This is a genomic window from Stenotrophomonas rhizophila, assembly GCF_003651185.1.
Classification (GTDB): Bacteria; Pseudomonadota; Gammaproteobacteria; order Xanthomonadales; family Xanthomonadaceae; genus Stenotrophomonas; species Stenotrophomonas maltophilia_Z.
Genome location: NZ_RCDC01000004.1, coordinates 2488674 through 2515497, shown reverse-complemented (window position 1 = coordinate 2515497; position 26824 = coordinate 2488674). Strand labels below are relative to the sequence as shown.

Sequence of the window (26824 nt, the reverse complement as noted above, 5' to 3'; positions counted from 1 at the left end):
CATGAGCAGGCCTGCCTTCGCCCCGTTGGTGGTGATTCCGGTCTACGACCACGCGCACGCGATCGGCGCGGTGGTGCAGGGCGTGCTGGCCAGTGGCCTGCCATGCCTGCTGGTTGACGATGGTTCGCATCTGGACTGCGCGCAGGTGCTCGATGCCCTGGCGCGCGCGCACGCACCGCAGGTGACGCTGCTGCGGCTGGCGGTCAACCAAGGCAAGGGCGGCGCGATGCTGGACGGGTTCGCCGAGGCCGCGCGTCTGGACTACAGCCATGTGCTGCAGATCGATGCCGATGGCCAGCACGACACCGGCGATATCCCGCGCTTCGTCGCGCTGTCGCAGGCGCAGCCGGAGGCGGTGATCTGTGGCACGCCCGCCTACGATGCCAGCGTGCCCAAGGCGCGCCTGTACGGCCGCTATGCCACGCACATCTGGGTCTGGATCAACACGCTGTCGCTGCAGATCCGCGATTCGATGTGCGGCTTCCGCCTGTATCCGCTGGCACCGGTGACGCGCCTGATCGGTGAGGAAACCATCGGCCGGCGCATGGATTTCGACAGTGAGATCCTGGTGCGGCTGTTCTGGCGTGGGGTGAAGGTGATCAATGTGCCGACCGCGGTGACCTATCCCAGCGATGGCGTCTCGCACTTCGATGTGTGGCGCGACAACGTGCGCATCAGCCGCATGCACGCGCGCCTGTTCTTCGGGATGCTGTGGCGCGCGCCGCGGCTGCTGTGGCAGCGCATCGCAGGTCCTCGCGCATGACCACGCCTGCACCTGAGAGCGCGCCGCACTGGGCCGACATCGGCGAGTCGACCTCGGCCGCCGGCGTGCTGTTTCTGTGCTGGGTGCACCGCTGGTTCGGGCGCTGGCCGTTCCGCCTGTGCGTCTACCCGGTGGTGCTCTGCCACTGGTTGACCAACCGGGTTGCACGCCAATCCTCGCTGCAGTACCTGCAGCGTCTACAGGCGCATACCGGCGTGTTTTCCGCACCGCCGGGCCGCTGGCAGAGCCTGAAGCACTTCGCGCTGTTTGCCGACACCATGCTCGACAAGCTGCTGGGCCTGGGCGGTCGCTACCCACCCGAGCGCATCTATCTGCAGCGCGACCTGGTGCTGGACAAGATCGCGCGCCGTGAAGGCGGCCTGATCCTCACCGCGCACATCGGGTGCCTGGAGTTGTGCCAGGTGCTGGCTGAGCAGGTGCCCGGCTTCCACATCACCGTGCTGGTGCACACCGCGCACGCGCAGCGTTTCAACCGGCTGATGCAGCGGCTCGATCCGCTGGCCTCGGTGGAACTGCTGCAGGTCACGGACATGGGCCCGGCCACCGCGGTCGAGCTGCAGCGCCGGGTCGAGGCGGGTGGCTTCGTGGCCATCGTCGGCGATCGCGTGCCGCTGCGCGGCGGTCGCACGGTACCGGCTTCGTTCCTCGGCCACACCGCGCAGTTCCCGATCGGCGCCTACGTGCTGGCTGCGGCGCTGGCGTGCCCGGTCTACACCATGGCCTGCCTGCACCACGGCGCAGGCTACCGCGTGCGTTTTGAGCACTTCACCGAGCGCATCGTATTGCCGCGCGGTTCGCGTGACGCCGCGCTGACTGCGCAGGCTGAAGATTTCGCCCGGTGGCTGGAAGTTCAGGTCACCCAGGCACCCTTGGACTGGTTCAATTTCTTCCCCTTCTGGGATCAGGCATCGCATGGCAAGTAAGGCCGATCAGACACCCTCCGTCCGCTTCGGCGATGCGCCGCTGACCATCGAAGACGTGGTCGCGCTCTCGCAGCGGCAGGCACAGGCCGTCGTCACCGACGATGCGGCATTCACCTCGCATATCCAGCGCGGCGCGGATTTCCTTGATCGCCTGCTGCGCGAAGATGGTGTCATCTACGGGGTGACCACCGGCTACGGCGATTCGTGCACGGTGAACATTCCGCCGGCGCTGGTGGCCGAGCTGCCGCATCACCTGTTCACCTACCACGGTTGTGGCCTGGGCCGTTTCCTGGATCCGCAGGAGACCCGCGCGGTGATCGCTGCACGCCTGGCCTCGCTGGTGCGTGGCATGTCCGGCGTCAGCCACCCGCTGCTGCAGGGCCTGGCCACCCTGCTGCGCCACGACGTGCTGCCGCTGATTCCGGCCGAGGGTTCGGTCGGTGCCAGTGGCGATCTGACCCCGCTGTCCTACGTGGCCGCGGTGCTGTGCGGCGAGCGCGAGGTGATGTACCAGGGGGCGCGCCGCCCGGCCGCCGAGGTGCTGGCCGAGATTGGCATGGCCCCGCTGCGGCTGCGCCCCAAGGAAGGCCTGGCGATCATGAACGGCACCGCCGTGATGACGGCGCTGGCCTGCCTGGCGTATGACCGCGCCGACTACCTGACCAGGCTCGCCACGCGCCTGACCGCGTTCAACGTGCTGGCCAGCGACGGCAACGCACACCACTTCGATGAGATGCTGTTTGCCGCCAAGCCGCACCCGGGCCAGATGCAGATCGCCGCGCGCCTGCGCCAGGACCTGCACAGCGACCGCCCGCCGCGCAACGAACAGCGCCTGCAGGACCGTTACTCGCTGCGCTGCGCGCCGCATGTGATCGGCGTGGTGCAGGACGCGTTGCCGTTCTTCCGCCAGCTGATCGAAACCGAACTCAACAGCGCCAACGACAACCCGCTGATCGACGTCGAGGGCGAGCGCATCCTGCATGGCGGGCACTTCTATGGCGGCCACATCGCCTTTGCGATGGATGCCCTGAAGAACACCATTGCCAACCTGGCCGATCTGCTCGACCGGCAGATGGCGCTGGTGGTGGACGCGCGCTTCAACCACGGCCTGCCGGCCAATCTGTCGGCCGCCACCGGTGAGCGTGCAGCGATCAATCATGGCCTGAAGGCGCTGCAGATCAGCGTGTCGGCCTGGACCGCCGAAGCGCTCAAGCAGACCATGCCGGCCTCGGTGTTCTCGCGGTCCACCGAATGCCACAACCAGGACAAGGTCAGCATGGGCACCATCGCCGCGCGCGATTGCCTGCGCGTGATCGAACTGACCGAACAGGTCGTCGCCGCGCTGCTGATCACTGCCCGCCAGGGCGTGGCGCTGCGCGAGCGCGTCGGCATGAAGGCGACGTTGCACGGCGATCTGGCTGCGATGTACCAGGACCTGTCCGAGCGCATTGCCCTGATCGAGGAAGACCGCGCGCTGGATGGCGAGCTGCGCGCCCTGCTGGATGACATCCGCGCACAGCGCTGGGAGTTGTATGTCGACGCCTGATCTGAGCTTCGAGGTAACGCTGTCGCCGGCCTTCCATGACTGCGACGCCATGGAAGTGGTCTGGCACGGCAATTACTTCAAGTATTTCGAGATCGCGCGCTGCGCACTGCTGCAGCGCCACGATTATGACTATCCGCAGATGCGTGATTCCGGCTACCTGTGGCCGGTGGTCGATGCGCGGGTGAAGTACATCCGGCCGCTGCTGTACGGCCAGGCGCTGCGCGTGCGCGCCACGATCACCGAGTGGGAAAACCGCCTGAAGATCGCCTACGACATCCTGGATGCGGACAGCGGTACCACGCTGACCCGCGCCCACACCATCCAGGTCGCGGTCGACGCGGCCACCAATGAAATGCTCTACCTGTGCCCGCCGGTGCTGTGGGAGCGTCTGGGAGTGCAACCGCAATGAACCGTTTCCTGCGCACGCTGTGCGTGCTGGTGATGCTGGCCATGGTCGCCCCGGCGCTTGCCGCCACCGATGTGGAGGCCGTCAAACAACGCGTAGCCAAGGTCGACGTGCTGCGTGGCGAGTTCTCCCAGGAGAAGCAGGTCGCCGGCTTCAAGAACCCGCTTCGCTCGCAGGGCCGCTTCGTGCTGGCCCAGGATCACGGCGTGATCTGGACCACGCTCAAGCCGTTCCCGTCCGAGGTGGTGGTCACCCGGGACCGCATCCTCAGCCGGCAAAGCGATGGCAGCAGCCGGGTCGAACTGGATGGCCGTCAGCAACCGGCGATGCGCTCGGTCAACGCGATCATGTTCGCGCTGATGAGTGGCGATGCGCAGGCGCTCTCGGCGCAGTTCACGGTCAAGGTCGAGGTGCTGCCCGGCAACGCCTGGAAAATGCAGCTGACCCCGCGCTCGGCGATGCTCGGCAAGGTGTTCGCGCAGCTCACCCTGAGCGGCGACCGTTACGTGCGCGAGGTCCAGATCAACGAGGCCAACCAGGATGTCACCCGCATCCAGTTTGCCGGCATGAGCGATACGCCGGCCACGCTCAGCACCGACGAGGGTCGCAGGTTTGAATGACGTGCTGACCTCGAACGGCCGACTGCAGCGCATCTGGCGCTGGCTGGCCATCGCCTGGTTGCTGGTGCTGGTCGGCCTGGGCGTGCAGCAGTGGCAGCTGTGGAAGAGCGAATCGCGGATCGACACCGACATCCTCGCGCTGTTGCCGCAGGACGCGCATGACCGTCTGTTGTCCGATGTCACCCGGCGCATCGCCGATGCCAATGCGCGCCAGATCGTGGTGCTGCTGGGCAGCACCGATGCCGCGCAGACCAAGGCGGCCGAGGCGACCTTCCGCGCCACCCTGCGCGACAGCGCCGACGGCAAGGCCCTGCTCCAGGAGAGCGGCTCGATCGAGGGCTGGTTCGATCAGGCCCGTGCGTTTTACGCACCGTATCGCGATCGCCTGCTGACCAGCGCACAGCGCGAGCGGCTGCAGAACGAACCCACCCAGGGCCTGGCCGAGTCGGCGCTGGCGGCGCTGTACGGCCCGATGGGCGCACCGCGCCTGACCGAGTGGCGCCAGGATCCGCTGTCGCTGTGGCCGCAGTGGTGGCAGGAACGCGCGCTGGGCTCGGGCCTGCAGATGGGCGACGACGGCCTGCTGGAGGCCGATGGCAAGCACTGGTCGATCGTGCAGTACGACACAGTCGGCTCGGCGTTCCAGCTCGATGGCGAGCGCCATATCGATCTGCTGCTGGATACCGCCGCCGAGGCCGCCGCCAGGCAGGCGCCGGGGCTGGAGGTGCTGCGTGCCGGTGTGCCGCTGCATGCCGAGGCCGCTGCGGTGCAGGCCAACTGGGAAATCAACACGATCGGCTGGGGCTCGCTGGCCGCGGTGCTGCTGCTGGTGTGGCTGGCATTCCGCTCGCTGCGCCCGATCCTGCTGGTGGCCGCCTCGCTGCTGATCGGCTGCGGTGTCGCGCTGGCGGTGACGGTGCTGGCGTTCGGCAAGGTGCACGTGCTCACGTTGGTGTTTGGTGCGTCACTGGTCGGTGTTGCCGAGGACTACGGCATCCACTGGTTCGCCTCGCGCCAGGCCGAGCCGGCCGACCGTCGCTGGAAACTGCTGCGGCATCTGCTGCCGGGCCTGTGTCTGGCGTTGCTGACCAGCGCGCTGGCGTATCTCGCGCTGGGCCTGGCCCCGTTCCCGGGGCTGCGCCAGATGGCGCTGTTCTCGGTGGTGGGCCTGGCGGCCGCGTTCCTGACCGTGATCTTCTGGTTCCCGTGGCTGGATGGCGGCGAAATCCGTCGCACCGGCTTTGCCCGCTGGCTCGGCGCCACGCTGGAGCGCTGGCCGCGCCTGCATGGGCGCAAGGCGGCGATGTTCCTGGGCGTGGTGACGTTGCTGTCGGCGATCGGCATCGCGCGCCTGCAGACCAACGACGACCTGCGCAGCCTGCAGTCCTCGCCACCGGCGCTGATCGCCCAGCAGATCCGCATCAGCCAGATGCTGGGCATGCCCAGCCCGGCGCAGTTCTATCTGGTCCAGGGTGACACCGCCCAGCAGGTGCTCGAGCGCGAAGAAGCGCTGATCGACCGCCTGCGCGTGCTGGAAGCAGACAAGCAGATCGGCGGCTACCGTGCGATCAGCGATTGGCTGCCTTCGCAGAAGCGCCAGCAGGCCGATGCCGCGCTGACGGCCAAGGTCGAGCCGCAGGTGCTGGCCCAGGTCGGTGAGGCCGTGGGTGAGCCGCTGCTGCGCCCCGCCTATGCCGCGCAGGATCTGCAGGCCGAAGCCTTCCTCGCATCGCCGGCGGCGATGCCGTTCCGCCACCTGTGGCTGGGCACGGTCGGGCAGGGCGTGGCGTCGGTGGTGATGGTCGATGACCTCTCCCGCGCCGATGCACTGGCCCTGCTGGAAGCACAGGCCAAGGGCATCGATGGTGTGCGCTGGGTCGACCGTACCGCCGATTTCTCGCAGTTGCTCAAGCACTACCGCAAGCTGATGAGCGGCCTGCTGCTGATCGGTATCGCGCTGGTGTTCGCGGTGCTGTACTGGCGCTACCGCGGGCAGGCCTGGCGCGTGCTCGCCCCGACCCTGGTTGCCGGTGCGCTGACGCTGGCCCTGCTGGGCCTGTTCGGGCAACCGCTGCAGCTGTTCAACGTGCTCGCGCTCATGCTGCTGCTTGGCATGGGCATCGACTACGGGATCTTCCTGATCGAGCACCGCGGCGATGCCAGTGCCTGGTTGGCCGTGTGCGTTGGCGCGGCCAGCACCTGGCTGTCGTTCGGCCTGCTCGGGCTGTCGGCCACGCCGGCGCTGCGCGCGTTCGGCTTGACCCTGCTGTTCGGCATCGGCCTGGTCTGGCTGATTTCGCCGCTGTTCCGCCCCCCGCCGCACGACGCCCCACACTGAGCGACCGCGTTTTCCTCACCTGATCTGATCAAGGATGTACCGATGAATCCGCACGTGGAACGTACTGAAATCCTGGTCATCGGCGCCGGTCCGGCCGGTTCCGTGGCCGCTGCGATGCTGCGCCAGCAGGGCCGCCAGGTGCTGATCCTGGAGCGCCAGCAGTTCCCGCGGTTCTCGATCGGCGAGAGCCTGCTGCCGCAGAGCATGGAGTACATCGAGGCCGCCGGGCTGCTGCAGGACGTGGTGCAGGCCGGGTTCCAGTACAAGAACGGTGCCGCGTTCGTGCGCGGCGAAGCGACCACCGAGTTCGATTTCCGCGACAAGTTCTCGCCGGGCTGGGGCACCACCTACCAGGTGCAGCGCGCCGACTTCGATGATGTGCTGGCGCGCGGTGCCGAGCGCATGGGCGCCACGCTGCGCTTCGGCGATGAAGTGCTCTCGGTACAGCCTGGCCGCCCGGCACAGGTGCAGGTGCGCCGCCCGGATGGCAGCGAATACACCATCGAGGCCGGTTTCATCCTCGACGCCAGTGGTTTCGCCCGGCTGCTGCCGCGCCTGCTGAAACTGGAGTCGCCGTCGAACTTCCCGGTGCGCGGCGCGATCTTCTGCCACGTGCGCGACCACATTCCGGCCGGCGCGGGGTTTGACCGCAACAAGATCCTGATCACCACCCATCCTGAGCACGTGGACGTGTGGTACTGGACGATTCCGTTCTCCAACGGCTGCTGTTCGCTGGGCGTGGTCGCCGAGCCGAGCTTCTTCGAGCGCTACGCCGGTACCGATCTGGAGAAGCTGCAGGCCATCGTCGGCGAAGACCCGAACCTGACCCGCCTGCTCAGGAACGCCGAATGGGCGGTGCTGCCGGTGCGCACCATCACCGGGTATTCGGCCAACGTCTCCTCCTTGTGGGGTGAGGGCTATGCGCTGCTGGGCAATGCCGGCGAGTTCCTGGACCCGGTGTTCTCCTCGGGCGTGACCATTGCCTTCAAGTCGGCGCAGCTGGCCAGCGCGTGCCTGGCGCGCGAGCATGCCGGTGAGACGGTGGATTGGGAGCAGGCGTTCTCGGTGCCGCTGCGTGCCGGGGTGAAGACCTTCCGTCGTTTTGTCGAAGCCTGGTACGCCGGTGGCTTCCAGAAGATCATCTACCATCCCGATCCGCAGCCGGAGGTGCGGCGCATGATCTCCTCGATCCTGGCCGGCTACGCCTGGGATACGCAGAACCCGTATGTCGCCGATGCCACGGGCCGGCGCCTGCGCGTGCTGGAGGAACTGTGCAGCGCCTGATCCTGACCCTGTTGCTGAGCCTGCTGCTGGCCGCGTGTGCCAGCACCCGCATGCCCACACCGCTGGTGCAGCTGCCCACGCTGCAGCTGGCGCCATCGGCATTGCCGCAGCCGGTGCAGCTGCAGCAGCGCCTGCAGTTCCGCTTCGGCAGCCACGCGCGCGAGCTGGATGCGCTGCTGGAAGTGGACGCCGAGCAGGTGCGGCTGGCCGTGCAGGCGATGGGCCAGACCGGCGTGCGCATGGTCTGGGACGGGCAGCACCTGGAGCAGACGCGCGCGCCATGGCTGCCACCGCAGGTGCGCGGCGAACGCGTGCTGGACGACCTGCAGTTCGCGTTGTGGCCGGCGGCGGCGATCCGCGCCGCGCTGCCCGCCGGCTGGACCCTGCAGGAGACCGATGGCGTGCGCAGCCTGGTGCAGGGCGGCACGCCTTGGCTGGTGCGCGACACGCTGCCCGATGGCCGCGTGCGCCTGCGCAACCTGGCCGAGGGCTATGAACTGGTGATCGAATCGATGGACATGGGGCAGGGCCAAGAGTGAGCAGCAGCGCGGTCTATCTGAACGAGCTGGGCGTGATCTGCGCGCTGGGTGCCGACCGCGCCCAGGTGCGCGACGGCCTGTTCGCGGCGCAGCCGGGTGGCCTGCGCGACAACGCTGCGATCCTCCCCGGGCGCACGCTGGCGCTCGGCGAAGTGCATGCGCCGCTGTCGGACCTGTCCGCCCTGCCGGTGGCCCTGCGTGGCCGTAACAACGGCCTGCTGGACGCGGCGCTGGAGCAGATCCGCGCGGGCGTGGCTGCTGCGGTGGCGCGCTTTGGTGCCGCGCGTGTGGCGGTGATCATCGGCACCAGCACCTCGGGCATCGGCGAATCGGAGAACGCACTGCGTACGCATCACCGCGACGGCGTGTGGCCGGCCGATTTCCATTACGCCCAGCAGGAAATGGGCACCGCCGCGCGCTTCGTGCGCGAGCGGATCGGCAGCACCGGCCCGGCGTGGACGATCTCCACCGCCTGTTCGTCCAGCGCCAAGGCGCTGATGTCGGCCGCGCGCCTGCTGCAGGCCGGCGCGGTCGATGCCGTAGTGGCCGGTGGCGCCGATTCGATGTGCCGGTTCACCGTGGCGGGTTTCAGCGCATTGGAGTCGGTCTCGGCGGCGCGCTGCAATCCGTTCTCCGTCAACCGCAACGGCATCAACATCGGCGAAGGCGCGGCGCTGTTCCTGATGACCCGTGAGCCGGGCCCGGTGCGGCTCTCCGGCTGGGGGGAATCCTCCGATGCGCACCACATGTCCGCGCCGGATCCGCAGGCACGCGGGGCGATCGATGCGATGCAGCAGGCGCTGGAACGGGCCGGCCTGACGGCCGCGCAGATCGACTACGTGAACCTGCACGGCACCGCCACCGGCCACAACGATGCGATGGAAAGCCAGGCGGTCGCCGCTGTGCTCGGCACGCAGGTGCCGGCCAGCTCGACCAAGCCGCTGACTGGGCACACGCTGGGTGCGTCCGGCGCGATCGAAGCGGCCCTGTGCTGGATGACACTGGCCGACAACCCCGACCAGCAGTTGCCCACCCACTGGTGGGATGGGCAGGCCGATGACGCGTTGCCGGCACTGGCGCTGGTGGCGCCGGGGACGCGTGCCGCGCAGCCGCTGCAGCACGTGCTCAGTCACTCATTCGCCTTCGGCGGCAGCAATGCCGTGCTGGCACTGGCCAAGGGATGAGCATGCCGCTGCCCCCCGACATCAACGCCGTGCTTCCGCACCGCGACAGCATGCGCCTGATCCACCGCGTCGTGGCCTGGCAGGACGAGTCCATCGCGGTCGAGGTGGACGTCCCGACGCAGGGCCTGTTCTGCACCCCCGACGGCGTGCCCGCCTGGGTCGGGGTCGAATACATGGCCCAGGCGATCGCCGCCTGGGCTGGGTGCCGCGCCTGGCAGACCGGTGCGGAACCCTCGATCGGCTTCCTGCTCGGCAGCCGTCGTTACACCGCCCACCAGCCGTACTTTGCCGCCGGCAGCTGCCTGCGGGTGGAGGCGAACTGCGAGCTGTTGGGCGAGAATGGCCTGGGCATGTTCGCCTGCCGGATCCTGGCGGGCGATATCGAAGTGGCAGTTGCCAACGTTTCCGTGTTCCAACCTACGGATGCAGCGGCTTATCTGGAGAGTGGAGAGGCATGACAGGGAATTTGACCGTGCTGGTGACCGGCGCCAGCCGTGGCATCGGCCGTGCCGTGGCGCTGCGTTGCGCGCGCGACGGCTTCGACGTGGTGGTGCATTGCCGCAGCCGCATCGAAGACGCGCAGGCTGTGGTGACCGAGATCCAGGCGCTGGGCCGGCAGGCCCGGGTGCTGATGTTCGACGTGAGCGACCGCGATGCCGCGCGCACTGCGCTGGAAGCGGACATCGCCGAGCACGGTACGTATTACGGGGTGGTCTGCAACGCCGGCATCGCCCGCGACGGCGCCTTCCCGGCGATGCCGGCCGAGGATTGGGATGCGGTCATCCACACCAACCTGGACAGCTTCTACAACGTGCTGCACCCCCTGGTGATGCCGCTGGTGCGCCGGCGCAAACCGGGCCGCATCGTGACCTTGTCCTCGGTGTCCGGCCTGGTCGGCAACCGCGGCCAGACCAACTACAGTGCGGCCAAGGCCGGCATCATCGGTGCCACCAAGGCGCTGGCGCTGGAGCTGGCCAGCCGCGCGATCACCGTCAACTGCGTGGCCCCCGGGCTGATCGAGACCGAGATGGTCAATGAAGAAGTGGTCGAGCACGCGCTCAAGCTGATTCCCGCCAATCGCCTGGGCCAGCCAGAAGAGGTCGCTGCGGCGGTGTCCTTCCTGCTCTCCGAATCGGCCGGCTACATCACCCGCCAGGTGATTTCGGTCAACGGAGGCATGGTCTGATGGCCCGCCCCGATCGTCGTGTCGTGGTCACCGGCGCCGCTGCCATCAGCCCGCTCGGGCAGGATTGGGCGAGCATCCGCGCGCGCCTCCAGGCGCGGACCAATGCGGTGCGCTACATCCCCGAGTGGGAGGTCTTCGATGGCCTCAACACGCGCCTGGCTGCACCGGCTGAAGATTTCGAACTGCCCGCCAACTACAACCGCAAGACCACCCGCAGCATGGGCAAGGTGGCGGTGATGTCGGTGCGCGCCACCGAGCTGGCGCTGGAGGCAGCCGGTCTGCTCGGCCATCCGGTGCTGCGCAGTGGCATGGCCGGCGTGGCCTACGGCTCGTCCTCGGGCAGCCACGAGGCCACCGCCGAGTTCGGCCGCATGCTCCATGAGCACACCACCGAAGGCATCAGCGCCACCACCTACCTGAAGATGATGAGCCACACCTCGCCGGTGAACATCGGCGTGTTCTTCGGCTTGTCCGGCCGCGTCTACACCACCTCCAGCGCCTGTACATCGGGCAGCCAGGGCGTGGGTTCGGGCTATGAAGCGATCCGCAGCGGCAAGCAGACGGTGATGGTCACCGGCGGTGCCGAGCAGCTCGACGCCACCGCCGCGGCGGTGTTCGACACCCTGTTCGCCACCAGCGTGCGCAATGATGCGCCGCAGACCACGCCCAGCCCGTTCGATGCGCACCGCGATGGCCTGGTGCTGGGCGAGGGCGCCTGCACGCTGATCCTGGAAGAGCTGGAGCATGCACAGGCACGCGGTGCCACGATCCTGGCCGAAGTGGTCGGCTATGGCACCAACAGCGACGGCCAGCACGTCACCCAGCCCAGCGCCGGCACCATGGCCCAGGCGATGCGGCTGGCGCTGGAAGATGCTGACCTGGCTGCCGATCGGATCGGCTACGTCAACGCGCACGGCACCGCCACCGAGCACGGCGACATCGCTGAAACCCAGGCCACCCACCAGGTGTTCGGCCCGGGCATGCCGATCAGCTCGCTCAAGAGCTACGTCGGGCACATGCTCGGGGCCTGCGGCGCCTTCGAGGCCTGGCTCAGCATCGAGATGATGCGCGACGGCTGGTTCGCCCCGACCCTGAACCTGCACGAGGTCGATCCGCGCTGCGGCGCGCTGGACTACATCGACGGCGAAGGGCGCGCATTGCAGACCGACCACGTCATGAGCAACAACTTCGCCTTCGGTGGCATCAACACCTCGTTGATTTTCCGCCGCTGGCAGGACTGACCGCTGTTTCCGGCCTGCCGTGCGGGCCGGCCGTTTCCGTAAACCCCTCGCGTCCCCAACAAGGAGAAAGTTGAATGCGTCGTTTTACCCTGATGGCCGCCACCGCCCTGCTGGCTGTCGCCAGCACCGCCCAGGCCCGCGATACCCGCGTGGAGCAGTCGCTGCATGAGCTGGTCAATTCCGCCGAAGCCCGCAATGTGGGCATCGACGGCAGCGTGAAGTTCTATCTGGCCGGCGAGAACGTCAGTGTGCTGCAGCGCCTGGGCGAGGATGTCACCAACAAGAAGACCAACGCGGCCAACAAGAGCGACGCCGAAGCCTGCCGCTGGGTGGCCCTGTCGGCGCTGCGCGCGCTGCAGGACGGCGCCAAGTCGCGCGGCGCCAACGCCGTGGTCGACATCGTCAGCTACTACAAGAAGAACGAGTTCAAGAGCACCACCAACTACGAATGCTATGCGGGCACGATCCTGGCCGGCGTGGCGCTGAAGGGCACCTACGCCAAGGTGAAGTAAGCCGAAAGACCACCGCCTTGTGGGCGGTGGTCTGCGGAATGGGACGACCGTGGGCACCGACAGACCCGCCGCGGCCACGCATTCATCACGGCGGTATGGGCAGACTGCAGCGGCGCCCAGCTGAACGACATCGCGACATTGATGAACCTGATGCTGTCGCGCGACGGAAAACCGACAGGGGACAGTGCACGCAGCTTTCACCTGTGCCAGCTTTCCTCCACAATCAATGTCATTCACTACCCTGGGCAAAGCCCTGCGGCATGCAAGCCTACGTCTATAAAAGCCAACGCAAGCAGGACAGCTTCGTCTATCTCGCCGTTCGTGATGACTTCTCGGTCATCCCTGACGCGGTGAAGGCCTCGCTGGCGCCGTTCCAGTTCGTTCTCGAAGTGGCCCTGACTCCCGACCGTCGCCTCGCCCAGGCCGATGCCGCACAAGTGCGCCAGAACCTGACCGAGCGTGGATTCCACCTGCAGTTGCCGCCGCCCCCGTTGGCGCCGGTCCGGTTCGCGCGACGCAATGACTGAATCCCAACGCCCCCGCGCTGTTGCCTCTGCGGCCGCGCTTGGTGTGCTGCTGGCCCTGGCCGCGGCCGTCGGTGGGGTGCCCGGTGCGGTGTGCGCCGCGCTGGCCCAGCCGGCGTTCGCGCTGGCGGTATCGTGGTGGCGCCGGACGCGCCCGCTGCAGCCATTGCCCCAGGTGGCCCGCCATGACGCGCCCGCGCTGCTGGCGCTGTGGTCGCTTGGCCCGCTGCTGCTGACCCTGCTGGTGGCCTGGCCGCTGAGCGCACTGCACGACAGCGGCAGCCTGGCCGCCGTGCTTGGCCTGAGCGTGGCGGTCAGTGCCGCGCTGCTCGGGGTCTGGCGGACCTGGCCGTTGTGGAATGACGTGGAACGCAGCGAAGGTAGCCTGGCCCGCCATTGGCAGACCCTGGCCGGGCGCGACCTGACCGCCTGGCGCGGGTTGGCCGTGGCCGCACTGGTGGTGCTGGTGTGCGCGCTGGTCGTGCTGCCGGCGTGGCCGGGCCTGGTGTCGGACGCGCTGCATTGGCCGATCGCCGCCGCGGTCGTGCTGCTGTCGCCCTTGGCGCACCTGCTGCTGCAGGCGATCGCACCGGCGACGACCCTGGGCGCGCCGATGCCGGCCGAGACGCGCGGTGACCGCGACGAGCCCTTTGCCGAGCCCTACGCCGAGCCCAAGCCGCTCGAATCGATCGGCCTGCATGAACAACAGCCGGCGCTGTATGACGCCGCGCGCAGCGGCCGGGTCGATCGCGCCCTGCAGCTGCTGCAGGCCGGCGCCGATCCGCACGGGCTGCCCGATCCGGCCTGGCGCGACCAGCGCAGCCTTGCCGTGCTCGCCGCGGTGCTGCCCGACCTGCGTCTGCTGCGTGAACTGATCGCCCGCGGCGTCGGCGTCAACGCCCCGCACCGCGGTATGACCCCGCTGCTGGCCGCCACCCGCGACAGCTGGCACGGCCGCCCCGAGGCGGTGATGACTCTGCTCGCCAACGGCGCCGACCCGCGTGCGGTGGACAGCGAAGGCAACACCCCCCTGCATCACGCCGCGCGCAGTTCCGATCCCGGCGTCGCCGCATTGCTGCGCGATGCCGCCGCCGAAGTGGATGCGCTGAACGACGATGGCTGGTCACCGTTGGCCGTGGCCTGCCAGGTCGGCAACTGGCGCCTGGCCAAGTTCCTGCTGGAACGCGGGGCCAAGACCGAGCCGGCCGAGGGCACGCCCGTGTTGCTTGCCGCTGCGGGCACCGAAGAAGACGATCCGGCCGGTGTGCAGCTGCTGCTCAAGCACAAGGCCCGCGCCGATGCGCGCGACCGCCAGCGCCGCAGCGCGCTGCACGAAGCCGCGCTGGCCGGCCATGTCGACATCATCGACGTGCTGCTTGCTGCCGGTGCCAACCTGGAAGCCCGCGACGCACTGGCGCGTACCCCGTGGCTGGAAGCCGCGCGGGGTGGCCGTGCCGGCGTGGTCGAACACCTGCTGCCGCACCACCCCGATCTCAATGCGGTCGATGGCGAAGGCCGCAACGCGGTGCTGCTGGCCTGCATGGCCGAGAACGTCTCGCCGCTGCTGATCCGTCGCCTGCGTGACCTGGGCATCGCCGTCGATGTGGCCGATCCGCAGGGCCGTCGTGCGGTGGATATCGCTGCTGGCGCCGGGCGCTGGGCGATCGTCTCGCTGCTGGATCCCGCCTATCCGCTGCCTTCCGCGGTCAGCGACGGGCTGGTGATGTCCGGCGACAGCGATGCGGCCTCGCCCTCGCTGCCGGATCGCCCACCGCTGGAGCTCCTGCGCGAAGCGCTGAGCTTCGGCAACGTGGAGGGCATGGCCGCGCTGGCCCGCCTGTGTGCGCCGGAGGAACTGGGTGCGCTGTTGCACGACGCCGAACTGGCGCTGGATCCGCAGGCGCTGGACTGGCTGCTCGCGCACGGCGCGGCGCCGGAAGTCCTGGATGCCTGCGGGGATACCCCGATGTTCGCGCTGCTGGCGCGGGGCATCGACGCGGTGCCGGCGCTGCAGGTGCTGCTGCGCCGTGGCCTGTCCCCGGCCGGTCGCGGTGGCCTGGCACGCCTGCTGAGCGCCTGCGCCCAGCACGACCACGCCTCGCGCGGGCTGGAACAGCTTGCGCTTGAACTGCTCGACCGCGGCGCGGATCCGTTCGCGCCATCGCCGGCCGGCGATCCGCCGCTGTCGCTGGCCGTGCGGCTGGGCTGGCTGCGGCTGCAGCAGGCCCTGCTCACTCAAGGCGTGGACCGCGAAGCACGCGACAGCCATGGCATGACCGCCCTGCATCTGGCCACCGCGCTCGCGCGCGAAGGCTCGATCAAGCTGCTGGTGCAGCAGGGCGCCTCACCCGAAGCCCGCGCCGCCGACGGCCAGACCCCGCTGGGCGTGGCGCTGTCGATCGGCCGCCGCGATCTGGCCGACTGGCTGGACTGGCGGGTGTGGCCGCTGCCGCGCCGCGCGCTGCGCGACGGCGACCTGCCGGCGGCCGCGATGGCCGGTGACGCCGATGCCGTACGTCGCCTGATCGATCTCGGTTTCGCCGTTGATGTGGTCGACGCCCAAGGCTGCACCGCGCTGCTGCGTGCCGCCGGGGGCGGGCACCTGGCCGTGGTCGACCTGCTGCTCACCCGTGGCGCGAATCCGCAGCACGCCGCGGCCAGCGGTGCGACGCCCCTGTCGGCGGCGGTCAGCATGCGCCAGATCGATATCGTCTCGGCCCTGCTCGATGCCGGTGCCGAACTGGAATACCGCCTGCCGGGCGGCGTCACGGTGCTGATGCTTGCCTCGGCGCTGGGCCTGCCCGACATCGTCTCGCGCCTGCTCACCGCCGGTGCCAACGTGCACGCGGGCGATGCGCAGCAGCTTGGCCCGTTGCACTGCGCTGCGCTGTACGGTTTCAGTGCGCGCGACCGGGCGCGACTGCTGGCGCTGCTCGACACCCTGCTGCTGGCCGGTGCCGAACCGGACCTGGCCGCCGCCGGCTCGGTCACGCCGCTGCTGCTGCTGCTTGGCGCACGCGCCGAACCGGGTACCGCCTGCGATGAGCAGATCGTGCTCGCCGCGGTGGAACGCCTGCTCGACGAAGACGTTTCGCTGGAGGTGCGCGATCCGCGCGGTTTCGGTCCGCTGCATCTGGCGGCGCTGCACGGCCTGCCGCTGCTGGTACAGCGCCTGCTGCGTGCCGGCGCCGACCCGGACGTGCGCGATGCGCTCAACCGCAGCCCGCGCGAGATCGCGGTGATGCGCGGCTTCATCGACGTCGCCGGGGAGTTCGAACCGCTGGTGCCGGGCGTGTCTTCGATGGCCCGGTTCCTGCGCGATAACGGCTGAGCCCCGCCTGGTAGTGCCGGCCGCTGGCCGGCAGCGCTCAATGAGGCACGGGCAGGTGCACCTGCAGGTTCATCAACGCGGTGGGTTGCCGTCCACACCCTTCCCCTCACTCTCCGCATCCGCCTCGAACAGATGCATCAGGTCCGCGCGCGCATCGCGCGAGGTCTGGATCACCGCCGCCTCGTCGTCGTAGACCAGGTACTGATCGCGCAGCAGCTTCTCGTCGTGCTCGCGGAAGCGCTGCACATGGCTGCGTGCGGTTTCCACCGACATGCCCAGCGCGATCAGCATCCGTTCGCTCAGTTCCAGGCTCGTCCCGAACACCTCGCGGAACGGCTCGGCGGACATGTCCATCAGCCGCCACGCATGCTGGCGGTTACGCGCGCGCACCAGCACCACCGCATCGGGATACATGCGCCGGATCAGCCGCGTGGCCCGCATGTTGGCGTCTGGATCATCCAGCGTGACCACGTAGACGCGGATGTGCTCGCCGCCGGCGGCGCGCAGCATTTCCGGCCGGGTCGGGTCGCCGTAATAGAGCTTGTTGCCGAAGCGGCGCAGGTCCGAGACCGTATCCGGATTGGATTCCAGCGCCACGAACGGGATCTTCTGCGCGGTCAGCAGGCGCGCGACCACCTGGCCGAAGCGGCCCATGCCGGCGATCATCACCTGAGGCTGCACATCGGTGATGTCGACCTTGTCGGCGGGCTGGGCAGGCGTCTTGGGGCCCTCGTCGCGGCCCAGCAGGCGGATCAGGCCGATCATCAGCAGCGGCGTGATCGCCATCGACAGGCCGACAATCGCCACCAGCCGATCATGGTTGGCGTTGCCAAGCAGGTGCGCGCGCTGGGCCTCGTTGAACACCACGAACGCGAACTCGCCGCCCAGCCACAGCACGCTGCCCAGCAGCACCGCGTGGCGGGTCCGCAGCTTGGCCAGCTTGCCGATGCCGAACAGCAGGCCGAACTTGACCACCAGCAGGATCGCCACGCCTGCCGCGATCATCATCGGCTCGGCGACGATGCGGTCCAGGTCGATGCCCATGCCCACGGCGATGAAGAACAGGCCGAGCAGCAGGCCCTTGAACGGCTCGATCTGCGATTCCAGCTCGTGGCGGAATTCCGAATCGGACAACAGCACACCGGCCAGGAACGCACCCAGGCTCGGGCTCAGTCCGGCCTCCTGCATGAACCATGCGGTGCCCAGCACCACCAGCAGCGCAGTGGCGGTGAACACCTCCGGGCTGCGGGTGCGCGCAATGATGTTGAACAGCCGGCGCAGCACCGGGCGGCCGCACAGGATCACCACCGCCAGTGCGCCGATGGCGATGGCCACGTCGTTCCACTGCAGGGTGTCGTTGCGCGCACCGCCGAGCAGTGGAATCGCGGCCAGCAACGGGATCGCGATCAGGTCCTGGAACAACAGGATGGCAAAACCCAGGCGCCCGTAATCGCTGTTGATCGCTTTATGCTCGGACAGCAACTGCAGCCCGACCGCGGTGGAGGACAGTGCCAGCGCGATGCCGACGATCAACGCGCTCTTCCACTGGAAGTGATCCAGCATCAACAGGCTGCCCAGCACCAGCGCGCTCAGCGCGACCTGCAGCGCGCCAGCGCCGAACACCGAGCGGCGCATCACCTTCAGGCGGGCGGGCGACAGCTCCAGGCCGATCACGAACAGCAGCATCACCACGCCGATCTCGGCGGCGCTGAGGATGCGGTCGGCATCCTGCACGAAACCCAGGCCATCCGGGCCGAGCACCACGCCGGCCGCCAGATACCCCAGCACGGCGCCCAGGCCGAGCTTCTTGAACACCGGTACCGCGATCACTGCAGCCAGCAGCAGCACCAGGGCCAGCTCGAGCGCGCCGCTATGCATGGGGGAACCTGCTCATGGGGGTGTGTGCCGTGCGGGTGGAAAGCCTCCCCGGGGCGGCCGGGGCCTGTGGCCAGGGCCACGCAGTATTATGCGGCCGCCATGGGCGCCCAAGGCGACTGCCACCGGAACGGCATCCCGGACAAGGGTTGACCTGCGTCACACCCGGGTCCAGACTGCCCGCCGCTGCTGGCGTCCGCCGTCGGCAGTAAACCCTTCCGGAGTCCCCAACCCATGTCCAGCGACAGTAGAAGTCGACCTTGCTCGACGCCAGCGATGGCCACCGCCTGACACGGGTCGGTTCGCCAGCGTTGGCGTCGCGCAATGCGATACCCACAGGCGAATACGATGAACCAGAAAGACCTGCTGCGCCCGGTGGCCGATGCCGCCTCGTTGAGCGCACCCCTCGATAATTTCAACACCGCCGACGCGGTGGAATTCCTCAACACGCTGAGCCTGTCGCGCGCCGCCGACACGCTGGCCGCGTTGCCGTTGCCGCGCGCGGTGAAGATGCTCGAGCAGCCCGAGCTCAACCGCGGCGGCGATCTGGTAGCGGCCATGCCGGTGGCCCGCGCCGCAGCCCTTCTCGGGCTGATGGCCGATGACCGCGCCACCGATATCGTCCACGAACTGGACGAGGACGAGCGCGCACGCCTGATCCCGCTGCTCAGCCCGGAGGCGCGCAAGGCGATCCAGCAGCTGCTGAGCTACCCGGCGCACACCGCCGGCGCGCTGATGACCACCGAGTTCGTCAGCGTGCCCTCGGACTGGACGGTTGGCCGCACCCTGCAGCACATCCGCGAAGTGGAGCGCACCCGCGAGACCGTCTACGCAATCTATGTGCTGGACCCGCACACCCGCGCGCTGGTGCAGGTGGTCACCATGCGCCGGCTGATCACCGGGCTGCCCGAGGAGCCCATCCTCGACGTCGCCCAGGTCAACCCGCCGGTGACGGTGGATGTGCAGCTGGATCAGGAAGAGGTGGCGCAGCTGATCCGCCGCCACGACCTGCTCGCGATCCCGGTGGTGGACGCGCAGCACCATGTGCTGGGCATCGTCACGGTGGATGACATCCTGGATGCGCTGATCGAAGAATCCACCGAGGACGTGCACAAGTTCGGCGGCATGGAGGCGCTGGAAAAGCCGTACATGCAGATCGGCTTCTTCGAGATGCTGCGCAAGCGGGCCGGCTGGCTGAGCGTGCTGTTCCTCGGCGAAATGCTGACCGCCAGCGCGATGCAGCATTACGAAGACGAGCTGGCGCGCGCGGTGGTGCTGACGCTGTTCATCCCGCTGATCATGAGTTCGGGCGGCAACTCCGGCTCGCAGGCGACCTCGCTGCTGATCCGCAGCCTGGCCCTGCGTGAGCTGCGCCTGCGCGACTGGTGGAAGGTGGCGCTGCGCGAGGTGCCGACCGGCATCACCCTGGGGGCGATCCTGGGCGTGCTGGCGATCATCCGCATCGTGTCCTGGCAGCTGCTGGGCCTGCACGACTACGGCGAGCACTGGCAGCTGCTGGCACTGACCATCGGCGCGGCACTGGTCGGCATCGTCACGTTCGGCTCGCTGTCCGGCTCGATGCTGCCCTTCATCCTCAAGCGCCTGGGCTTCGACCCGGCCAGCGCCTCGGCCCCGTTCGTGGCCACGCTGGTGGACGTCACCGGTCTGGTCATCTACTTCAGCATCGCCGCGATGATCCTGCGCGGCACCCTCCTTTAACAGGGACGGAGGTAGTTAATAACAGGGACGGGGGTGATTATTAATCACCCCCGTCCCTGTTACTGTCTGGTCGCATGAGCACCTACCACCTGCAAGCCGTCTTCCGCCCGCAGTCGGTCGCCGTGATCGGCGGCAGCCCGCGTGAACGCTCCGCCGGCCGCGCGGTAATGCGCAATCTGCGCGACACCGGCTTCCCCGGCAACGTGGCCTGGATCAATCCGCGTTACAGCGAGATCGATGGCATCCGCACCGTGAAGCGGCTCAAGGATCTGGACTGGGTGCCGGAGCTGGTGGTCATCACCGCCCCGGCCAGCATCGTGCCGCAGGTGGTGGCCACCGCCGCCGAGCGCGGTGTCAGCGCGGCGATCATCCTCACTGCCAACCTGGGCGAAGGCCCGGGCTCGCTGGCCGCGCAGGTGGAGGCGGCAGCACGGCCCAAGGGCCTGCGCATTCTGGGCCCGCACTGCCTGGGCGTGATCGCCCCGCATGCGCGCTTGAACGCCAGCATCGCCGCGCACTTCCCGCAGGCCGGTGACCTGGCCTTGATCTCCGAATCCAGCGCGATTGCCGCGGCCCTGGTGGAGTGGGGCGTGGCGCGCTCGGTCGGTTTCTCCGCCGTGGTTTCGCTCGGCGACACCCTGGATGTCGACTTCGGCGACCTGCTGGATTACTTCGCCACCGATTACCGCACCCGCGCGATCCTGCTGTACGTCGAGCACATCCGCGATGCGCGCAAGTTCATGTCGGCCGCGCGTGCCGCCGCGCGTGCCAAGCCGGTGGTGGTGGTCAAATCCGGCCGTCACATCCGCATCAATCCCGATGCCGATACGCACGTGCAGGCGCTGGCCAGCGCCGATGCGGTCTACGGGGCGGCATTCAACCGCGCGGGCCTGCTGCGCGTCAGCGCGCTGGATGAGCTGTTCACCGCGGCCGAAACACTGGGCCGGCTCGGCACCTTCCCCGGGCGTCGCCTGGCGATCCTGAGCAACGGCGGCGGGGTGGGGCGGCTGGCGGTGGACCAGCTGCTGGCCCTGCGCGGCAGCCTGGCCGAGCTGTCGCCGGCCACCGTCGCACAACTCGATGCGGTGCTGCCGCAGGGCTGGTCGCGCAGCAATCCGGTCGACATCGTGGTCGATGCCGACGGCGACCGTTACGCCGCGGCGATCGAAGCGCTGATGTCCGATACCGAGAACGACGCGGTATTGGTGGTCAACGTGCCGACCGCGTTCACCTCCTCGGCCGATGCCGCGCGGGCGCTGACCCGCACGCTCGGCCTGCGCCCGCGCCACCATCGCGACAAGCCGGTGTTCGCGGTGTGGCTGGGCAACGACGATCGTGCCACGGCCACGCTCAATGCCGCGCGCGTGCCGACCTACCCGACCGAAGCCGAGGCGGTCCGCGGCTTCCAGCATCTGGTGCGCTACCGCGACGCGCAGGCCGCGTTGATGGAAACCCCGCCCAGCCTGCCCGAGGATTTCGTGGTCGATACCGCCGGTGCCCGCGCGCTGGTGGAGGCCGCACTTGCCGCCGGCCAGCAGTGGCTGGACCCGATCGCCACCCACCAGCTGCTCAGCGCCTACGGCATTCCGTCCGCGCCGGTGATGCAGGCCCGTGATGCCCACGAGGCGATGGACCTGGCCCAGCCGCTGCTGGAGCAGGGCGCCACCGTCGCGATCAAAGTGTTCTCGGCCGATATCCCGCACAAGTCCGATGTGGATGGCGTGCGCTTGAACCTCAGTACCCTGCAATCCGTGCATGCGGCGGCGACCTCGATCATCGCGCGCGCGCACGAAAAGCGACCCGATGCGCGCATCGATGGCGTGCTGGTGCAGCCGACCATCGTGCGGCCCAAGGCGCGCGAGTTGATCGCGGGTATCGCCGACGACCCGACCTTCGGCCCGGTGATCGTGTTCGGCCGTGGCGGCACCGCGGTCGAAGTCATCGACGACAAGGCGATCGCCCTGCCACCGCTGGACCTGCGCCTGTCGCACGAACTGATCGGGCGCACGCGCGTGTCGCGCATCCTGAAGGCCTACCGCGATGTCCCGGCCGCCGACGAACGCGCGGTCGCGCTGATCCTGGTCAAGCTGGCCCAGCTCGCCGCCGACATTCCCGAGATCCGCACGCTCGACATCAATCCGCTGCTCGCCGACCGCGACGGGGTGATCGCACTCGATTCGCGCGTGGCGATCGAACCCTCGCGCAAGCTGCACAAGGGCCGCGGCCATCCGCGCTTCGCGGTGTTCCCGTATCCCAAGGAATGGGAGCGCACCATTACCCTGTCCGACGGCGCCCCCGCCTTCGTGCGACCGGTCCGCCCCGAGGACGACGCGCTGTTCCGCGCCTTCTTTGCGCGCGTTACCGATGACGACCTGCGCCTGCGCTTCTTCCAGTCGGTGAAGCATTTCAGCCACGAGTTCATCGCGCGCCTGACCCAGCTCGACTACGCGCGCTCCATCGCGCTGGTGGCGATCGATCCGCGCAGCGGCGACATGCTCGGTGCGGTGCGGCTGCATGCCGATGCAGACTACGACCGTGGCGAGTACGGCATCCTGATCCGCTCCGACCTCAAGGGCCACGGCATCGGCTGGCGGTTGATGGCGATCATGATCGAGTACGCGCAGTGGCTCGGCCTGAACATCATCGAAGGCCAGGTGCTGCGCGAGAACAGCACCATGCTGGCGATGTGCCAGAGCCTGGGCTTCAAGACCCGGCTCGACCCGGACGATTCGACGGTGATGGTGGTGACCCTGCCGGTGCAGGATGTGCAGGTGCCGCAGGCGCCCGATCCTGCAACGCACTGAGCCGATCGCGGTACGGCGCGGGCACGTGGGCGGGGCGACAATACGGCATGACTGATCGTATCCCCCTGCTGCTGCTCCCCGGCCTGCTCAACGACGCTGAACTCTGGCGCGCGCAGATCGCCGACCTGTCCGATATCGCCGCGTGCATCGTCGGCGACCAGACCCGCGGCGAGACGATGCAGGCGGTGGTCGAGGACGTGCTGGCGCAGGCACCGGCGCGTTTCGCCCTGGCCGGTTTTTCACTGGGCGGCTTCGTGGCGCAGGCGATCCTGCGCACCGCGCCGGAGCGGGTGCTGCGGCTGGCCCTGGTCGATACCTCGATCCATGCCGACTCGCCCGAGCGCGCCAAGCAACGCCAGACCCAGCGGGCCAGCGTACGCCTGCCCGGGAAATTCCACGGCTTCGGTGACACGTTGATGCGCAGCTACATCGATGCCTCGCGGCTGGATGATGACGTGCTGGTACAGCGCGTACGCGACATGACCGCACGGCTGGGTGCGGACGTATTCCTGCGCCAGAGCGCATTGGACCGGGAGGATGGCCATGACGTGCTGACCGGGTACCGCGATCCCCTGTTGATCGTGTGCGGTGCGAACGACCGCATCACCCCGCTGGCGATCAGCGAGGCGATGCACGCGCTGGTGCCGGATTCAACCCTGGTGGTGCTGCCCGATTGCGGCCATCTGGCCCCGATGGAGAAGCCCGACGAAGTCAGCGCGGCAATGCGGGACTGGTTGCTCCGGTAGGTGCCGGCCGGCGGCCGGCACGCACCATCCCGCGCCCGACCAGCGGTCGGGCGCTGTCCATCAATCCCAGGCCGGCGCGATCCCCTCCGGATTGGCCAGGCGATGTCCGCGGTCCAGCGTGGCGATCTGCGCCATGTCCTCATCGCTCAAGCGCAGTTCCGCAGCCAGCAGATTGCCGGCGAGGTTGTCGCGCTTGGTCGAGGACGGAATCACCGCGAAGCCCTGCTGCAACGCCCACGCCAGCGCGACCTGGGCCGGGGTGGCCTGGTGGTGCGCGGCGATGGCCTGGATCACCGGGTCCTTGAGCACTTCGCCGTAGGCCAGGCTCATGTACGCGGTGACATGGATGCCCTGTTCCTTCAGGAACGCGATCAACGCGCGGTTCTGCAGGTAAGGGTGGACTTCGATCTGGTTGGTGGCGATCGCATCGGCACCGAGGATCGCGATGGCCTGGCGGGTCTGGGCGATGGTGAAGTTGGAGATGCCGATCTGGCGGGTCAGGCCCTGCGACTTGGCCTCGGCCAGTGCACCGAGATACTCGGCCATCGGCACCGCGTCCTTCGGCGACGGCCAGTGGATCAGGGTCAGCTCGACATGGTCGGTGCGCAGCTTGCGCAGGCTCTCGCGCAGGCTCTCCAGCAGCGCGTCGTGGTGGAAGTTGGCGATCCAGATCTTGGTGGTGAGGAACAGATCATCGCGCGCCACGCCGGACTCGGCGATGGCCTGACCGACCTCGGCTTCGTTCTCGTAGATCTGCGCGGTATCGATGGCGCGGTAGCCGACGTCCAGTGCGTTGCGCACCGAGTCGATCACTGTCTGGCCCTTCAGGCGGAAGGTGCCGAGGCCGAAGGCGGGAATGCTCATGGAAACTCCTTCATGGGGGTGAGGTGCAGGCTACGCCGTGCACCGTAAAGCGACGTAGAGCCGACCGTTTGTCGGCTGCGGTTGCGTGAAACGAATCGTGGGTCGGCTGTTGTCGCGTACTGCCGACCGTCGGTCCGCTGCCGGGAGCGATCAATGCGCACTCACGGCGATGCCTTCGGCGCGGTCGGCAACCCCATCGCGGCGGTCCAGGCGGCCACTCCATGCGGTCAGGCCGAAGGCGCCCATCACCACCAGCGCGCCCAGCCACGGGGTGTGCATCAGGCCGAAGTGATCGACCACCAGGCCACCCAGCGAAGCACCGAGCGCGATGCCGACGTTGAACGCGGCGATGTTCAGGCCCGAGGCCACATCGGCGGCCTGCGGGGCGAACCGCTGTGCCTGCTTGACCACGTATACCTGCAGCCCGGGCACGTTGCCGAACGCCACCGCGCCCAGCGCGAGCACGGTCAGCAGCACCAGCCAGGTGTTGTAAGCGGTGAAGGTGAGCGCGAACAGCACCGCGGCCAGCAACGCGAAGATCAGCTTCAGCGCCGGGATCGGGCCGCGGCGGTCGGCCAGGCGGCCGCCCCACAGGTTGCCGATCGCCACCGACACGCCATAGACCAGCAGCACGCCACTGACCGCATTGGCCGAGAAACCGGTCACGTCCTGCAGGATCGAGGCCAGGTAGGTGAAGGACAGGAAGGTGCCGCCGTAACCGAGCGCGGTGATCGCATACACCAGCAGCAGGCGCGGCTGCGCGAGCACGGCGAGCTGCTGGCCGAACGTGGCCGGTGCGCTGCGCTGCAGGTTGCGCGGGACGAAGAGCAGGCTGCCGATCAGCGCGATCACACCGAGCCCGGCTACGGCCAGGAAGGTGGCGCGCCAGCCCAGGTGCTGGCCGATGAAGGTACCCAGCGGCACGCCGGTGACCAGCGCCACGGTGAGGCCGGTGAACATGATCGCGATCGCGCTGGCGGCCTTTTCCTTGGGCACCACCGAGGTGGCGATGATCGAGCCGATCGAGAAGAACACACCATGCGCCAGGCCGGTCAGCACGCGCGCCACGATCAGCGAGCCATAGCCCGGGGCCATCCAGGCGATCACGTTGCCCAGGGTGAACAGCAGCATCAGCGCGACCAGCAGGGTCTTGCGCGGCACGCGCCCGGTCAGCGCGGTAAGCACCGGTGCACCGACCGCCACGCCCAGCGCATACAGCGAAACCAGCAGGCCGGCCGAGGGCAGGGTGACGCCGAGGTCGGCGGCGATGGTCGGGATCAGCCCGACGATGACGAATTCAGTCGTGCCGATGGCGTACGCACCCAGCGTCAACGCCAACAAGGCCAAGGGGATACCACGGGACATGGACGGATACCGGTGGGGAGCAAGGCTGCGCAGTCTGCGCGCCGTACTCTTGCGGAAAAAGCGGCCTTCACGCCAATCACTGTTGCCCCATGGTCAATAATGGGCCCCTTCCGCCCGGCCGCCGCCATGAAAACCACCCTCGATGAGATGCAGGCCTTCATCGCGGTGATCGACAGCGGGTCGATCACCGCCGCCGCCGAACAGCTTGGCCAGACCACGTCCGGTGTCAGCCGGGCACTGGGCCGGCTGGAGGAGAAACTCGGCACCACGCTGTTGACCCGCACCACCCGTCGCCTGCAGCTGACCGAGGAAGGCGACGCCTTCCTGGCCCAGGCCCGTGCGATCGTGGCCTCGGTGGAAGCGGCCGAGGAGCAGATCGCCGCCCGGCGTCAACGCCCGGCCGGGCGCCTGCGTGTGGATGCGGCGATGCCGTTCGTGCTGCACGTGATCGCCCCGCTGGTGGCGAGCTACCGCGCGCGCTATCCCGAGGTGGCGCTGGAGCTCAACAGCAGCGAGCGCTACATCGATCTGCTGGAGCGGCGCACCGATGTGGCCATCCGGATCGGGCCACTGGCCGATTCCACCCTGCATGCACGGCCGCTGGCGCACAGCCGCCTGCGCGTGATGGCCAGCCCAGCCTACCTGCAGCAGCACGGCACCCCGCGCGATGTCGCGGCACTGGGCACGCACACCCTGCTGGGTTTCAACGAGCCCGATTCACTCAATCACTGGCCGCTGCCCGGCGCGACCGACGCGCTGCTGCACGTGCGCCCGGCGGTGGCGGTCTCCAGCGGCGAAACGCTGCGCCGGCTCGCGCTGGAAGGGGTGGGCATCGTCTGCCTGTCCGACTTCATGACCCACCGCGACCGCGAAGCCGGCACCCTGGTGCAGCTGTTGCCGGACCTCACCGTGGAGGTCCGCCAGCCGATCCACGCCGTGTACTACCGCAACACGGCAGTCTCGGCGCGGATCAGCTCGTTCCTGGATCACCTGGCGCAGGCCATGGTGGGCACCCCCTACGCCCGGTAGTGCC

General features: G+C 68.6%; 22 protein-coding genes. 19 read left to right on the top strand and 3 right to left on the bottom strand.

The features are described from left to right. Position 1 precedes the first annotated feature (1 nt). From BCL79_RS11225 to BCL79_RS11155, 15 genes are all read left to right on the top strand, one after another. Positions 2-763 carry a glycosyltransferase family 2 protein gene (locus BCL79_RS11225; RefSeq protein ID WP_428999431.1) on the top strand — a complete coding sequence of 254 codons (762 nt, stop codon included), beginning with the start codon at positions 2-4 and terminating at the stop codon, positions 761-763. Then, positions 760-1707: an acyltransferase gene (locus tag BCL79_RS11220; protein ID WP_121040883.1), complete on the top strand. Its 948-nt coding sequence runs from the start codon at positions 760-762 to the stop codon at positions 1705-1707. Before BCL79_RS11225 ends, BCL79_RS11220 begins: the two co-directional genes overlap by 4 nt. Continuing rightward, complete coding sequence (locus BCL79_RS11215; protein ID WP_121040881.1) at positions 1697-3253, top strand: HAL/PAL/TAL family ammonia-lyase; 1557 nt, start codon at positions 1697-1699, stop codon at positions 3251-3253. The genes BCL79_RS11220 and BCL79_RS11215 overlap by 11 nt, the downstream gene beginning before the upstream one ends. After that, a complete protein-coding gene (locus BCL79_RS11210) occupies positions 3240-3662 on the top strand; it encodes an acyl-CoA thioesterase (RefSeq protein WP_121040879.1) in 423 nt (140 codons plus the stop codon). Before BCL79_RS11215 ends, BCL79_RS11210 begins: the two co-directional genes overlap by 14 nt. After that, positions 3659-4279, top strand: a complete 621-nt coding sequence (locus tag BCL79_RS11205; protein ID WP_121040877.1) for a LolA family protein — start codon at positions 3659-3661, stop codon at positions 4277-4279. The genes BCL79_RS11210 and BCL79_RS11205 overlap by 4 nt, the downstream gene beginning before the upstream one ends. Continuing rightward, entirely contained in the window at positions 4272-6617 is a 2346-nt protein-coding gene (locus tag BCL79_RS11200) for an MMPL family transporter (protein WP_121040875.1), read from the top strand. The genes BCL79_RS11205 and BCL79_RS11200 overlap by 8 nt, the downstream gene beginning before the upstream one ends. 42 nt (positions 6618-6659) lie before the next feature. Then, positions 6660-7901, top strand: a complete 1242-nt coding sequence (locus BCL79_RS11195; protein WP_121040873.1) for an NAD(P)/FAD-dependent oxidoreductase — start codon at positions 6660-6662, stop codon at positions 7899-7901. Further along, entirely contained in the window at positions 7889-8440 is a 552-nt protein-coding gene (locus tag BCL79_RS11190) for a DUF3261 domain-containing protein (RefSeq protein ID WP_121040871.1), read from the top strand. The genes BCL79_RS11195 and BCL79_RS11190 overlap by 13 nt, the downstream gene beginning before the upstream one ends. Next, entirely contained in the window at positions 8437-9624 is a 1188-nt protein-coding gene (locus BCL79_RS11185; RefSeq protein WP_121040869.1) for a beta-ketoacyl-ACP synthase, read from the top strand. The genes BCL79_RS11190 and BCL79_RS11185 overlap by 4 nt, the downstream gene beginning before the upstream one ends. Positions 9625-9626: 2 nt before the next feature. Continuing rightward, positions 9627-10082: a hotdog family protein gene (locus BCL79_RS11180; RefSeq protein WP_226956608.1), complete on the top strand. Its 456-nt coding sequence runs from the start codon at positions 9627-9629 to the stop codon at positions 10080-10082. Next, positions 10079-10810, top strand: coding sequence for a 3-ketoacyl-ACP reductase FabG2 (locus tag BCL79_RS11175; RefSeq protein WP_121040865.1), 732 nt, complete (start codon positions 10079-10081; stop codon positions 10808-10810). The genes BCL79_RS11180 and BCL79_RS11175 overlap by 4 nt, the downstream gene beginning before the upstream one ends. Beyond that, positions 10810-12051: a beta-ketoacyl-ACP synthase gene (locus tag BCL79_RS11170; protein WP_121040863.1), complete on the top strand. Its 1242-nt coding sequence runs from the start codon at positions 10810-10812 to the stop codon at positions 12049-12051. Before BCL79_RS11175 ends, BCL79_RS11170 begins: the two co-directional genes overlap by 1 nt. Before the next feature lie 74 nt (positions 12052-12125). After that, positions 12126-12563, top strand: coding sequence for an excinuclease ATPase subunit (locus tag BCL79_RS11165; protein ID WP_121040861.1), 438 nt, complete (start codon positions 12126-12128; stop codon positions 12561-12563). A 260-nt stretch (positions 12564-12823) separates the two neighbouring features. Beyond that, entirely contained in the window at positions 12824-13090 is a 267-nt protein-coding gene (locus BCL79_RS11160; RefSeq protein ID WP_121040858.1) for a YcgL domain-containing protein, read from the top strand. Then, positions 13083-16418 carry an ankyrin repeat domain-containing protein gene (locus BCL79_RS11155; protein ID WP_121040856.1) on the top strand — a complete coding sequence of 1112 codons (3336 nt, stop codon included), beginning with the start codon at positions 13083-13085 and terminating at the stop codon, positions 16416-16418. Before BCL79_RS11160 ends, BCL79_RS11155 begins: the two co-directional genes overlap by 8 nt. Positions 16419-16490: 72 nt before the next feature. On the opposite strand, the gene BCL79_RS11150 is transcribed toward BCL79_RS11155, so the two are convergent. Next, a complete protein-coding gene (locus BCL79_RS11150; protein WP_121040854.1) occupies positions 16491-18296 on the bottom strand; it encodes a monovalent cation:proton antiporter-2 (CPA2) family protein in 1806 nt (601 codons plus the stop codon). A gap of 345 nt (positions 18297-18641) precedes the next feature. On the opposite strand from BCL79_RS11150, the gene mgtE reads away from it, so the two are divergent. From mgtE to BCL79_RS11130, 3 genes are all read left to right on the top strand, one after another. Further along, positions 18642-20012 (top strand): magnesium transporter, encoded by a 1371-nt coding sequence (mgtE, locus tag BCL79_RS11140; protein WP_121040852.1) that lies wholly within the window; start codon positions 18642-18644, stop codon positions 20010-20012. A 74-nt stretch (positions 20013-20086) separates the two neighbouring features. Further along, positions 20087-22816 (top strand): bifunctional acetate--CoA ligase family protein/GNAT family N-acetyltransferase, encoded by a 2730-nt coding sequence (locus tag BCL79_RS11135; protein ID WP_121040850.1) that lies wholly within the window; start codon positions 20087-20089, stop codon positions 22814-22816. A gap of 47 nt (positions 22817-22863) precedes the next feature. Continuing rightward, a complete protein-coding gene (locus tag BCL79_RS11130) occupies positions 22864-23562 on the top strand; it encodes an alpha/beta fold hydrolase (RefSeq protein WP_121040848.1) in 699 nt (232 codons plus the stop codon). A 60-nt stretch (positions 23563-23622) separates the two neighbouring features. Here BCL79_RS11130 and dkgB read toward each other — a convergent pair whose 3' ends face one another. After that, positions 23623-24426, bottom strand: coding sequence for a 2,5-didehydrogluconate reductase DkgB (gene dkgB, locus BCL79_RS11125; RefSeq protein ID WP_121040846.1), 804 nt, complete (start codon positions 24424-24426; stop codon positions 23623-23625). A 150-nt stretch (positions 24427-24576) separates the two neighbouring features. Further along, positions 24577-25791, bottom strand: a complete 1215-nt coding sequence (locus BCL79_RS11120; protein ID WP_121040844.1) for an MFS transporter — start codon at positions 25789-25791, stop codon at positions 24577-24579. 126 nt (positions 25792-25917) lie between these two features. Between BCL79_RS11120 and BCL79_RS11115 the strand changes: the two genes are divergently transcribed. After that, positions 25918-26820: a LysR family transcriptional regulator gene (locus BCL79_RS11115; protein ID WP_121041334.1), complete on the top strand. Its 903-nt coding sequence runs from the start codon at positions 25918-25920 to the stop codon at positions 26818-26820. The last annotated feature ends 4 nt before the right edge of the window (positions 26821-26824 follow it).

Coding starts and splice junctions, on each gene's coding strand:
- BCL79_RS11225 (WP_428999431.1), top strand. CDS start 2: ATGAGCAGGCCTGCCTTCGCCCCGTTGGTGGTGATTCCGGTCTACGAC.
- BCL79_RS11220 (WP_121040883.1), top strand. CDS start 760: ATGACCACGCCTGCACCTGAGAGCGCGCCGCACTGGGCCGACATCGGC.
- BCL79_RS11215 (WP_121040881.1), top strand. CDS start 1,697: ATGGCAAGTAAGGCCGATCAGACACCCTCCGTCCGCTTCGGCGATGCG.
- BCL79_RS11210 (WP_121040879.1), top strand. CDS start 3,240: ATGTCGACGCCTGATCTGAGCTTCGAGGTAACGCTGTCGCCGGCCTTC.
- BCL79_RS11205 (WP_121040877.1), top strand. CDS start 3,659: ATGAACCGTTTCCTGCGCACGCTGTGCGTGCTGGTGATGCTGGCCATG.
- BCL79_RS11195 (WP_121040873.1), top strand. CDS start 6,660: ATGAATCCGCACGTGGAACGTACTGAAATCCTGGTCATCGGCGCCGGT.
- BCL79_RS11180 (WP_226956608.1), top strand. CDS start 9,627: ATGCCGCTGCCCCCCGACATCAACGCCGTGCTTCCGCACCGCGACAGC.
- BCL79_RS11175 (WP_121040865.1), top strand. CDS start 10,079: ATGACAGGGAATTTGACCGTGCTGGTGACCGGCGCCAGCCGTGGCATC.
- BCL79_RS11170 (WP_121040863.1), top strand. CDS start 10,810: ATGGCCCGCCCCGATCGTCGTGTCGTGGTCACCGGCGCCGCTGCCATC.
- BCL79_RS11165 (WP_121040861.1), top strand. CDS start 12,126: ATGCGTCGTTTTACCCTGATGGCCGCCACCGCCCTGCTGGCTGTCGCC.
- BCL79_RS11160 (WP_121040858.1), top strand. CDS start 12,824: ATGCAAGCCTACGTCTATAAAAGCCAACGCAAGCAGGACAGCTTCGTC.
- BCL79_RS11155 (WP_121040856.1), top strand. CDS start 13,083: ATGACTGAATCCCAACGCCCCCGCGCTGTTGCCTCTGCGGCCGCGCTT.
- BCL79_RS11150 (WP_121040854.1), bottom strand. CDS start 18,296: ATGCATAGCGGCGCGCTCGAGCTGGCCCTGGTGCTGCTGCTGGCTGCA.
- mgtE (WP_121040852.1), top strand. CDS start 18,642: ATGAACCAGAAAGACCTGCTGCGCCCGGTGGCCGATGCCGCCTCGTTG.
- BCL79_RS11135 (WP_121040850.1), top strand. CDS start 20,087: ATGAGCACCTACCACCTGCAAGCCGTCTTCCGCCCGCAGTCGGTCGCC.
- BCL79_RS11130 (WP_121040848.1), top strand. CDS start 22,864: ATGACTGATCGTATCCCCCTGCTGCTGCTCCCCGGCCTGCTCAACGAC.
- dkgB (WP_121040846.1), bottom strand. CDS start 24,426: ATGAGCATTCCCGCCTTCGGCCTCGGCACCTTCCGCCTGAAGGGCCAG.
- BCL79_RS11120 (WP_121040844.1), bottom strand. CDS start 25,791: ATGTCCCGTGGTATCCCCTTGGCCTTGTTGGCGTTGACGCTGGGTGCG.
- BCL79_RS11115 (WP_121041334.1), top strand. CDS start 25,918: ATGAAAACCACCCTCGATGAGATGCAGGCCTTCATCGCGGTGATCGAC.